Source organism: Streptomyces sp. RP5T (genome assembly GCF_003933965.1).
GTDB lineage: Bacteria > Actinomycetota > Actinomycetes > Streptomycetales > Streptomycetaceae > Streptomyces.
In genome coordinates this window covers 1-9,559 of the sequence record NZ_RSAJ01000322.1, presented here as the reverse complement: position 1 = coordinate 9,559, position 9,559 = coordinate 1, and the positions used below count along the sequence as shown (strand labels likewise).

General features: G+C 72.1%; 11 protein-coding genes. 5 read left to right on the top strand and 6 right to left on the bottom strand.

Translation table 11 applies throughout. The features are described from left to right. A partial coding sequence (locus EHS43_RS28005; protein WP_125193524.1) for an SDR family oxidoreductase occupies positions 1–200 on the top strand: 200 nt, incomplete at its 5' end. 84 nt (positions 201–284) lie between these two features. On the opposite strand, the gene alc is transcribed toward EHS43_RS28005, so the two are convergent. Then, positions 285–1,406, bottom strand: a complete 1,122-nt coding sequence (gene alc / locus EHS43_RS28000; protein ID WP_260470742.1) for an allantoicase — start codon at positions 1,404–1,406, stop codon at positions 285–287. Positions 1,407–1,437: 31 nt separating this feature from the next. Further along, on the bottom strand, positions 1,438–2,775 hold the full coding sequence (gene allB / locus EHS43_RS27995) for an allantoinase AllB (RefSeq protein ID WP_125193522.1): 1,338 nt from the start codon (positions 2,773–2,775) through the stop codon (positions 1,438–1,440). Positions 2,776–3,038: 263 nt separating this feature from the next. Here allB and EHS43_RS27990 point away from each other — a divergent pair, with 263 nt between their 5' ends. Together EHS43_RS27990 and EHS43_RS27985 are read left to right on the top strand one after the other, a co-directional pair. Continuing rightward, positions 3,039–3,833 carry an IclR family transcriptional regulator gene (locus EHS43_RS27990; protein WP_125193521.1) on the top strand — a complete coding sequence of 265 codons (795 nt, stop codon included), beginning with the start codon at positions 3,039–3,041 and terminating at the stop codon, positions 3,831–3,833. After that, the gene (locus EHS43_RS27985) at positions 3,830–4,513 is read left to right on the top strand and encodes a DUF6304 family protein (RefSeq protein WP_125193520.1); all 684 of its coding nucleotides are present in this window, start codon (positions 3,830–3,832) and stop codon (positions 4,511–4,513) included. Before EHS43_RS27990 ends, EHS43_RS27985 begins: the two co-directional genes overlap by 4 nt. Here EHS43_RS27985 and EHS43_RS27980 read toward each other — a convergent pair. After that, the gene (locus EHS43_RS27980; RefSeq protein WP_185806441.1) at positions 4,510–4,794 is read right to left on the bottom strand and encodes a DUF5955 family protein; all 285 of its coding nucleotides are present in this window, start codon (positions 4,792–4,794) and stop codon (positions 4,510–4,512) included. The genes EHS43_RS27985 and EHS43_RS27980 overlap by 4 nt on opposite strands. Before the next feature lie 204 nt (positions 4,795–4,998). On the opposite strand from EHS43_RS27980, the gene EHS43_RS27975 reads away from it, so the two are divergent. Together EHS43_RS27975 and aceB are read left to right on the top strand one after the other, a co-directional pair. Beyond that, entirely contained in the window at positions 4,999–5,598 is a 600-nt protein-coding gene (locus tag EHS43_RS27975) for an NTP transferase domain-containing protein (RefSeq protein ID WP_125193518.1), read from the top strand. A 184-nt stretch (positions 5,599–5,782) separates the two neighbouring features. Beyond that, complete coding sequence (gene aceB, locus EHS43_RS27970; RefSeq protein WP_125193517.1) at positions 5,783–7,408, top strand: malate synthase A; 1,626 nt, start codon at positions 5,783–5,785, stop codon at positions 7,406–7,408. Between the two features lie 12 nt (positions 7,409–7,420). Here aceB and EHS43_RS27965 read toward each other — a convergent pair whose 3' ends face one another. The 3 genes from EHS43_RS27965 to EHS43_RS27955 form a co-directional block, all read right to left on the bottom strand. Next, on the bottom strand, positions 7,421–7,690 hold the full coding sequence (locus EHS43_RS27965) for a SelT/SelW/SelH family protein (RefSeq protein WP_125193516.1): 270 nt from the start codon (positions 7,688–7,690) through the stop codon (positions 7,421–7,423). After that, positions 7,687–8,592 carry a HipA family kinase gene (locus tag EHS43_RS27960; RefSeq protein WP_125193515.1) on the bottom strand — a complete coding sequence of 302 codons (906 nt, stop codon included), beginning with the start codon at positions 8,590–8,592 and terminating at the stop codon, positions 7,687–7,689. Before EHS43_RS27960 ends, EHS43_RS27965 begins: the two co-directional genes overlap by 4 nt. A gap of 54 nt (positions 8,593–8,646) precedes the next feature. Continuing rightward, positions 8,647–9,559 (bottom strand): IucA/IucC family C-terminal-domain containing protein (locus tag EHS43_RS27955; RefSeq protein ID WP_312023444.1); only part of this gene is annotated, 913 nt, incomplete at its 5' end.

The following is a 9,559-nucleotide window of genomic DNA, read 5'->3' as shown; positions in this document are numbered from 1 at the left end:
CGGCGAACATCGTGCATCCCGGGCCCGTCGACACGGACATGAACCCGGGGGACGGGCCGTTCGCGGCGGCGCAGGCCGCGATGACCGCGGTGGGGCGGTTCGGCACGGCGGAGGAGGTGGCGTCGATGGTCGCGTATCTGGCGGACGCCGAGTACGTCACCGGGGCGGAGTTCTCGGTGGACGGGGGGCACGCGGCGTGAGGTAGCGCGGCCTGCGCGGCCTTCTCGCGCTCGCCGGCGGTCGAGAAGCGGGAGCCCGCTCCTCGGCCGCCGGCGAGGCCGGTCTCAGCCGCCCAGTTCCTGGTGCCTCGCGGACAGCGCCGCCGCACCCGCCTCGGTCAGCGAACCGAACAGCCGCAGGCGGGAGATGCCGCCGTCGGGGAAGATGTCCACGCGCGCGTGCGTGCCCACCGCCGGGGCCGGCAGTACGAAGCGGTGGTTGGTGTCGGGCTGGAGCCGGGTGCGCGGCAGGATCTCCCGCCAGTCGCCGTCCTCGCCGTCGCGGACCGACACCGAGGCCCAGCCCGCACTGTTCCCCTTCAGGTACGCCGTGTCGATCTCGATGGCGCGGATCTGCGACTGGGCCACCAGGCGGTAGCGGATCCAGTCGTGGCCCCGGTCACGGCGGCGGCGGGTCTCCCAGCCGTCGTCCATCTTCCGCGAGCGGCCCGGCTGGATGGTGTTGGAGGCCGGTGAGTAGAAGAGGTTGGAGGCGTCCTCGGCCTGCCCGCCGTTCTCCAGGGCGACCACGTCGAAGGTGCCGAGGACCTCCAGCCACGCCGGGTCCGGGACGACCTCGCCGTACACCCGCAGGCGGGCGATGCCGCCGTCGGGGTGCTGGTTGACCCGCAGGTGGGTGAAGCGCTGCTCCAGGGAGACCTCGAAGCCGTTGGCCGCGTGGCCGCCGACCGGCGTCCGCGGGACGAGCGTCGTCCACTTCACGTCGTCGCCCAGCAGTTCCTCCGGGGACGGGGAGCCTGCCACCGACGTGCCTTCGACGGACACCGCCTGCGGGTAGTTCCCGCGGAAGTGCGCCGTGTCCACCACGATCCCCCGGACGACCCCGGGCGCGCCGAGGCGCACCAGCGCCCAGTCGTGGTCCTCGGCGGTCGGCCAGGGGTGCTCGGCCGAGGCGCCCCGGCGGCGGCGGGTCTCCCAGCCGTCCATGATCTTGCCCTTGTGCCCGAAGTGCTCGGGGTCGAACTCGGCCCGCCCGGGCTTCAGCAGGTTCTCGCGCTGGGCGAAGAACTCGTCGTTGGCGGCGACGACTCCGGCGCCGAGCGTGCGTGCGGCGAGGTCGGCGTACTGGGTGAAGGGGAAGTCGGCGGTGCGGTAGTCCGCGTACGGGTCGCCGCCGCCGTACGGGTTCGCGTCGCCGGTGAAGCTGGGAATCGCCGTCACGTACATGTGCCTTTCTGGAGTGGCCGGTGCGGGTGGATCAGGGCGTACGGGTGAGCAGCCGGCCCTTCGGGGTGGTGAACTCGCCGTCCGCCACGATGCGTTCGCCGCGCAGCCAGGTCGACTTCACCACGCCGTACAGGGTCTTGCCCGCGTAGGCCGTGACACGGTTGCGGTGCTGGAGGGCCGCCGGGTCGACGGTGAAGGTCCGGTCGGGTGCGAGGACCGCGAAGTCGGCGTCGCGGCCCGCCTCGATGGCGCCCTTCCGGTCGAGGCCCACCAGCTGGGCGGTCCGCGCGGACATCCAGCGGACCACGTCCTCCAGCGAGTGGCCGCGCTTGCGGGCCTCCGTCCAGACCGCCGCCAGGCTCAGCTGGAGGCCGGAGATGCCGCCCCATGCGGTGGCGAAGTCGTCCGTCTTGAGGTCCGCCGTGGACGGGGAGTGGTCGGTGACCACGCAGTCGATGGTGCCGTCGGCCAGCGCCTGCCACAGCAGGTCCTGGTTGGCGGCCTCCCGGATGGGCGGGCAGCACTTGAACTCGCTCGCCCCGTCCGGGACTTCCTCGGCGGTGAGGGTGAGGTAGTGCGGGCAGGTCTCCACGGTGATGCGGACCCCGTCCGCCTTCGCCCGGGCGATCAGCGGGAGCGCGTCGCTCGACGACAGGTGCAGCACGTGCACGCGGGCGTCCAACCGCTTTGCCTGGGCGATGAGTTGGGCGATGGCCGTGTCCTCGGCGTCGCGCGGGCGGGACGCCAGGAAGTCCGCGTACCGGGGGCCGGCGTGCTGCGGGGCGGCCTCCAGGTGGTGCGGGTCCTCGGCGTGCACGATCAACAGGCCGCCGAAGGAGGCGATCTCGGCCAGGGAGCGGGCGAGACCGTCCTGGTCGAGAGGGGGGAACTCGTCGACGCCGGAGGGCGACAGGAACGCCTTGAAGCCGAAGACCCCCGACTCGTGCAGCGGACGCAGGTCCTTGACGTTGTCGGGCAGGGCGCCGCCCCAGAAGCCGACGTCGATGTGGGCCTTGTCGGCGGCGACCTCCCGCTTCGTCCGCAGGTGGTCGACCGTCGTCGTGGGCGGGAGCGAGTTGAGCGGCATGTCGACGAGGGTGGTGATGCCGCCGGCCGCCGCGGCTCGCGTGGCAGTCCAGAAGCCCTCCCACTCGGTGCGGCCCGGGTCGTTGACGTGCACGTGGGTGTCGACCAGGCCGGGCAGCAGGACGTCGTCGCCGAGGTCCTCCAGACGCGCGCCGGTCGGCACGGGGGCGTCGTACGGCAGTACGGCCGCGATCCTCCCGCCGGCGACCGCGACCGACGCGGGCCGCGTGCCCTCGGGCGTGATGACGCGCGTCGAGCGCAGCACCAGTTCAGTGTCGGACACCCGGACCCCTCTCTGCCGCCGTTAACTTCCGCGTAACGGAATTCAACTTTCTGTTGAAGGAGTCTTCACTCCCGGTCGGGTGCCGTCAAGGGCACACTTCCCCACAGTGCGCCTTGCGTCGACACTCTGGACGTTTCCACAAGGCGGAATTAGTATTCCGGTAAGCAGAACTTAGCTACGCACCAGCGGGGAGTCAACCGACTGCCGGGTAGGCTTCTGCCCTCCTGCCCAGACCCGAAAGGCAGCCCCGAAAGGAACGCGCCGTGCCGACGTCCAGCGCCAGCACCACCGACTCCGCCAAGTCCGCCGGTGGCGGGGTCCAGTCCCTCGAGCGCGCCTTCGATCTACTGGAACGGATGGCGGACGCGGGCGGAGAAGTCGGACTGAGCGAACTGTCCGCGAGCAGCGGGCTGCCGCTGCCCACCATCCACCGCCTGATGCGCACGCTCGTGTCCTGCGGATACGTCCGCCAGCAGCCCAACCGGCGCTATGCCCTCGGCCCGCGCCTGATCCGCCTCGGCGAGTCGGCCTCCCGGCTGCTCGGCACCTGGGCCCGCCCCTACCTCGCCCGGCTGGTCGAGGAGACCGGCGAGACCGCCAACATGGCGCTGCTCGACGGGGACGAGATCGTCTACGTCGCCCAGGTGCCCTCGAAGCACTCCATGCGGATGTTCACCGAGGTCGGGCGGCGCGTCCTGCCGCACTCCACCGGCGTCGGCAAGGCCCTGCTCGCCAACACCCCGGACGACGAGGTGCGCGCCCTGCTCGCCCGGACCGGCATGCCGGCCGCGACGGAGAAGACGATCACCACGCCGGACGGGTTCCTCGCGGCCCTGGTGGACGTGCGGGCCCAGGGCTACGCCGTCGACGACAACGAGCAGGAGATCGGCGTCCGCTGCCTCGCGGTCTCGGTGCCCGACTCCCCCACCGCCGCCGCCATCTCGATCTCCGGCCCGGCGGGACGGGTCACCGAGGCGGCCACCGAGAAGATCGTGCCGGTGCTGCAGCAGGTGGCGGCGGAACTCTCGGAGGCACTGGCCGCGCAGAGCCCGGCGTGACGGGCCTACAGCGCTGGCCGGGGCGGTACACCGACCGGCACGGCAGCGAGGACGTCGTCTTCGAGTCGGACGGCCGCAAGCTGATCCGTACGACGATCAGGGGTGTCCGCTTCGAGAGCGACTCCATGGACGACCTCGGTGCGGTGGGCGGCGAACCGCCCGAGCGGATGTTCTCGTTCTTCGACGGAGGACTGTGCTCCTGCCTCCTGGAGTGGGAGGTGCCGGTCCCCGTCGAGGTCCGGGGAAGGGGTATGCGGCCGGGGGTGCTGCGCTGTGCGCTGCGGCTCGGGGACCCGGCGGGCCCGGGCCGCGGCCTGGACGCGGAGACCCTGACCACCACGCTGCTCCTCGACGGGCACGAGTTCCGCAACACCGAGGAGCAGGACGACTTCGAGAGAGCGCTGCAGGACATCCAGCGCCAACTGCCGCGGGCGGCAAGGATGAAGGCCTGCATCGCGTGCGCGTGGTCCGACTACAGCCCCTACGGCAACGGGCTGATGGCCGGGCTGGCCTGCTTCCGGGACATCAAGGACCGCTACCGGCGGGTCGAGGGCAAACGGGGACCGGGGAACATCTTCGACGTCTGGGAGGACCTGACCGAGTACGTCCAGGAGACCTGGCTCTGCCCGGAGTTCGAGCACCGCGGCACGCACGAGGGGTACCGGGGGCCGTTCCCCTAGCGGTGCGGTTCGCCGAACAGTTCCACCGCGTTCCGCACCGCCGTGAGGCCCCTGGACAGCGCGCTCACCGATCCGATCGCGCCCGCGATCAGCAGCAACGACCTGCGCAGGCGCGGGACTTCGGGTGCTCCGTCGATCGTCATGGCGGCCAGCGCGGCGAGTTCGTCCTCGGCGATGCCCCGGTCGGGGAACTCGGCCGGGTGCGCGGCGAGTTCGCGGCGCAGCCGGGACACCGCGGTCCGCAGTTCCGCCACTCTCGGATCGTTGTCGCTGCCGGTCACCGGCCTCTGCCCCAAGCTCCGCAACACAGCTCTCCCCCTCGCACTCCCGCGTGCGCCCCAGCGTGGTGAACCCCGCAAGTGGTGGTCGGACCCCGCGGGACGCGGGTCAGTAAACGCCACGCGGGGCGCCGCGCGCCACCGTACGGACCGAAATTCAGCCCATGGAAACCCGGCGCACGCCGGCGCGTCAGGTATGCAGGACGCATGACGGAGAACGAACAGCAGGTCGCCGGGCTGCTCCTGGCGGCGGGCGGCGGTACACGGCTCGGCGGGCGGCCCAAGGCGCTGCTCGAACACCGAGGCCGCCCGCTCGTCGAACACGCGGTCGGCGTCCTGCGCGCGGCCGGCTGCACCCGGGTGCACGTGGTCCTGGGAGCGGCCGCGGCGGCCGTACGGGAACGGGCCGAACTCGACGACTGCGTGCTGGTGGAGAACCCCGACTGGGCGGACGGGATGGGGTCGTCGCTGCGGGCCGGGCTCGGCTCGCTCGCCGGGACGAGGGCGCGGGCCGCGCTGGTCTCGCTCGTCGACCAGCCCGGCATCGGGGTGGAAGCCGTGCGCCGGGTGCTCGGCGCGTACGAGGACGAGACCTCGCTCGTCTCGGCCGCCTACGACGGCATACGCGGCCATCCCGTGCTCTTCGGCGCCGCGCACTGGGCCGGGATCGCGGCGAGTGCGACCGGGGACCGGGGGGCACGCGCCTATCTGGAGGAGCACCGGCACGCCCTCGTGCTCGTCGAGTGCGCGGACGTGGCCGAGCCGTACGACATCGACACGCCGGAGGATCTGGCACACCTTGAGTGAACGCGGTGGCACGCAGAGCCACTCTTGCTCGACCCGGAGAATCTCGACATCAACAAACCATTGAACTTCCACGATGAGGAAACTAGTATCCACTGTTCAGAAGCGCCCCGACCTCGCGCGGGGCGCCGCCCGCGTACCCGGTTCGACTGGCACCCGGTGCCACCGCTGAAGGAAGTGACCGCTCATGTCCGCACCAGCGCCGTCCCCGCTGGCCATCGTCGACGCCGAGCCCCTGCCGCGGCAGGAGGAGGTCCTCACCGAGGCGGCCCTCGCCTTCGTGGCCGAGCTGCACCGCCGGTTCACGCCCCGGCGTGACGAGCTCCTCGCCCGCCGCGCCGAGCGCCGCGCCGAGATCGCCCGGACCTCCACGCTCGACTTCCTCCCGGAGACCGCCGCGATCCGCGCGGACGACTCCTGGAAGGTGGCCCCCTCCCCCGCGGCCCTGGACGACCGCCGGGTCGAGATCACCGGTCCCACCGACCGCAAGATGACCATCAACGCCCTGAACTCCGGTGCCCGGGTGTGGCTGGCGGACTTCGAGGACGCCTCGGCGCCCACCTGGGAGAACGTCGTCCTCGGGCAGGTCAACCTGGCCGACGCGTACACCCGGAACATCGACTTCACGGACGAGAGGTCCGGCAAGGCCTACGCGCTCAAGGCCGACGAGGAGCTCGCCACCGTCGTCATGCGGCCGCGCGGCTGGCACCTGAACGAACGGCACCTGGTCGACGCGGACGGCACCCCGGTTCCCGGCGCACTCGTCGACTTCGGCCTGTACTTCTTCCACAACGCCCAGCGCCTGCTCGACCTCGGCAAGGGCCCGTACTTCTACCTCCCGAAGACCGAGTCGCACCTCGAAGCGCGCCTGTGGAACGAGGTGTTCGTCTTCGCACAGGAGTACTGCGGCATCCCGCAGGGCACCGTCCGCGCGACCGTCCTGATCGAGACGATCACGGCGGCGTACGAGATGGAGGAGATCCTCTACGAACTCCGCGACCACGCCTCCGGGCTGAACGCGGGCCGCTGGGACTACCTGTTCTCCATCGTCAAGAACTTCCGTGACGGCGGCGCCAGGTTCGTCCTGCCGGACCGCAACGCGGTCACGATGACGGCCCCGTTCATGCGCGCGTACACCGAACTCCTCGTCCGCACCTGCCACAAGCGCGGCGCGCACGCGATCGGCGGCATGGCGGCCTTCATCCCGTCCCGCAGGGACGCCGAGGTCAACAGGGTGGCCTTCGAGAAGGTCCGCGCCGACAAGGACCGCGAGGCCGCCGACGGCTTCGACGGCTCCTGGGTCGCCCACCCCGACCTGGTCCCGATCGCCATGGAGTCCTTCGACAAGGTCCTCGGCGACAGGCCGAACCAGAAGGACCGGCTGCGCGAGGACGTCCACGTCGAGGCCGCCGACCTGATCGCGATCGACTCCCTGGAGGCCAGGCCGACGTACGACGGCCTGGTCAACGCCGTGCAGGTCGGCATCCGTTACATCGAGGCGTGGCTGCGCGGGCTCGGCGCGGTCGCCATCTTCAACCTCATGGAGGACGCGGCCACCGCCGAGATCTCCCGCTCGCAGATCTGGCAGTGGATCAACGCGGGCGTCGAGTTCGAGAACGGCGAGAAGGCGACGCCGGAGCTGGCCCGCAAGGTCGCCGCCGAGGAACTCGCCGCCGTCCGCCGGGAGATCGGCGAGGAGGCCTTCGCGGCCGGACACTGGCAGCAGGCCCACGACCTGCTGCTCCAGGTCTCCCTCGACGAGGACTACGCCGACTTCCTGACGCTGCCGGCGTACGAGCAGCTGCGCGGCTGATCCGCGACAGGCTCACCTGTCCGAGTGGCCCAGGGACTTTCCCGGGGCCACTCGGTCGCGTACGGCCTGCTTCACCGCCGTCGGCTCCGGGAAGCCCTGCTCGCGCCGGTCCCAGACGACCTCGTCGTCCACACGGACGACGAACACACCGCCCGTGCCGGGCTTGAGCGACAGCTCACCCAGCTCCGTCTCGAAGGTGGTGAGCAGCTCCTGCGCCAGCCAGGCCGCGCGGGGCAGCCAGCGGCACTGGGTGCAGTACTCGATCTGTACGACGGGGCTCATCCGAGGTGCACCGACCAATCCTGTTGCGCGGCCGGCTTGCCGTGCAGGTCGGGGACCCGCTTGAGCCAGCTCGGCCGTCCTTGCTCCGTCCGCGCCGCCCGCCGGGCCTCCTCGGCGGCGAGCTCCTCCCGGCTGGGGAAGTCGGTGGGGATCCAGTCGGCGGAGGCCCGCACGCGCGCGTGCAGGTAGTCGACGTACGCCTCGCGCATCTCGGCGGGCGTGGCGAAGTCCGTCAGCCAGGCGTCCGGCACCTCGGCGACGATCTCCCGCAGCAGCTCGCGTGTCACCCGCGGCGCCAGTTCGGCGTCGGCGGCCCGTACGTCCGGGCCGTAGGGGCCGAGGGCGTGGTGGCGGAAGTCGTAGCGCCTGGCGGGCTCGGAACCGTCCCAGCGGTGGTGGAAGACGAGGGCCGCGCCGTGGTCGATCAGCCACAGCCGCGGGGGTGCCACGCCGAGCGTCGGCCAGACCATCAGGTTGGAGCTGTGCACCGTGCGGTCGACGTTCACGGTCAGCGCGTCGAGCCAGACCACCCGGCCCGCCTCCAGCGGATCGACCCGGCAGTGCCGGGCGACCTCGGGGGTGAAGTCCCTGGCGCCCGGCAGATAGTCCATCCCGAGGTTCACCCCGGCGCTCGCCGCGTGCAGGTCCCGGACCTCCTGGTGCGGCTCGCTGTCGGCGATCGCCGGGTCGAAGCGCACGAGGACCAGCTCGGGGAAGCGCAGTCCCAGCGCCCGCGCGAGCTCACCGACGATCACCTCGGCGACCAGCGCCTTGCGGCCCTGGGCGGAGCCCGTGAACTTCACGACGTAGGTCCCGAGGTCGTCGGCCTCGACGACGCCGGGGACCGAGCCGCCGGAGCGCAGGGGTTCGATGTAACGGGTCGCGGTGACCTCTCTCAGCATGCAGCGAGCATAGTGACCGGGAGGAGCGCGGGCCCGGCCGCGGGGCGCCTCACGTCACCGGCCGGCCAGCGGGTTGGGCAGCGGCAGGTAGCGGGCGTCCGCCCCGTCCGCGCCCGTCCACCTCAGCAGCAGGTTGGTCTTGCCCGGGAGGGTGGGCGCGGTGAGGAGGGCGGTGGCTTCGGGCAGGTCGTGGCGGGACAGCTCGCGGCGGGCGGCCGGCCAGGGGTCCAAGCCGGGGTGGCGTTCGGCGAGGGCCGCGGCGACCTCCCACAGGTGGTTCACGACCAGGCAGTACACCAGCCGCTCCCACCCGGCCGCGCGCGGGACGTCCGACAGCAGCTTCACGCCCTCCGCGTCCCGGAACAGCGCCTGCACGGGCATGCCGTCGGTGTCCACGGCGACCAGGGTGTTCTGCAGGTGCGCCTCCAGTACGACGCCGTGGTCGGCGAAGGCGGCGAGGGCGGGCGGCACGACCGCGCCCAGGTACGCCTCCCACCAGGCGGCCGGATCCGCGGCGGTGTCGAGCGGGCTGCCCTCGAACCCCTCCACGAGGGCGGCGGCGAGCAGCGGGGTCGCCCCGGGCCGCACATGGTCGCGCAGTCCGTCGCGGACCAGTACGGCCAGTTCCTCGAAGGCGAAGTCGGCGGTGCGGTAGCCGCGGTCGCTCAGCCAGGCGGCGCGCCCCGGACCGGCGGCAGAGGGGCTCGCGTCAGGGGGGCTCGCGGCGAAGGCGTTCGCGGCCGCTTCATCCGTACGGCGGAGTTTGAGCAGGTCGTGGCGCCAGAGCCGCCGGATGTCGTTGGTGATGCGGACGTCGAGGCTGAACTTGAGGAAGAGGTCCCGGGCGGGGGCGTACACCGTGCGGATCGCGGCCGTCGGCCAGGTGTCGAAGCCGGTCGTGCCGAGCCGGACCAGGCGGCCGTCCTCGAATGCCCGCGCGCAGCCCACCAGGTCGAGCTGCCAGGGA

Coding starts and splice junctions, on each gene's coding strand:
- alc (WP_260470742.1), bottom strand. CDS start 1,406: ATGTACGTGACGGCGATTCCCAGCTTCACCGGCGACGCGAACCCGTAC.
- EHS43_RS27975 (WP_125193518.1), top strand. CDS start 4,999: ATGACGGAGAACGAACAGCAGGTCGCCGGGCTGCTCCTGGCGGCGGGC.
- aceB (WP_125193517.1), top strand. CDS start 5,783: ATGTCCGCACCAGCGCCGTCCCCGCTGGCCATCGTCGACGCCGAGCCC.
- EHS43_RS27965 (WP_125193516.1), bottom strand. CDS start 7,690: ATGAGCCCCGTCGTACAGATCGAGTACTGCACCCAGTGCCGCTGGCTG.
- EHS43_RS27960 (WP_125193515.1), bottom strand. CDS start 8,592: ATGCTGAGAGAGGTCACCGCGACCCGTTACATCGAACCCCTGCGCTCC.